Raw genomic sequence first — 261 nt, 5'->3', positions numbered from 1 at the left:
AACATCAACAGCATCGTCTTCTATCACTGGTGCAAACACAAGCTAATCCCAAGTCTTAAAACCAAATGCGTGATTGTGATGGATAATGCCAGATTTCATAAGAGTAAGCGTATTCAAAAGCTACTGAATAGGCATGGTCATCGTATTCTATGGCTGCCGCCGTACAGCCCTGATTTGAACCCTATTGAGAAGAAATGGGCTCAGGTGAAGTTTCTACGCCAAGGCTGGATGGAAAACGACTTATCCAAATTGTTTTATGAT

The 261-nt window shown here is 41.8% G+C and carries 1 protein-coding gene; it reads left to right on the top strand.

Annotated elements, in window-relative coordinates; all coding sequences use genetic code 11:
- Positions 1–3: 3 nt before the first annotated feature.
- A partial coding sequence (locus CXF65_RS01170) for a transposase (protein WP_227523171.1) occupies positions 4–261 on the top strand: 258 nt, incomplete at its 3' end.

The sequence above is a fragment of the Psychrobacter sp. Sarcosine-3u-12 genome, from assembly GCF_002836005.1.
Taxonomy (GTDB): domain Bacteria; phylum Pseudomonadota; class Gammaproteobacteria; order Pseudomonadales; family Moraxellaceae; genus Psychrobacter; species Psychrobacter okhotskensis.
Note: the sequence above shows the minus strand (reverse complement) of the source record. Positions and strands in the feature narration are given on the sequence as shown.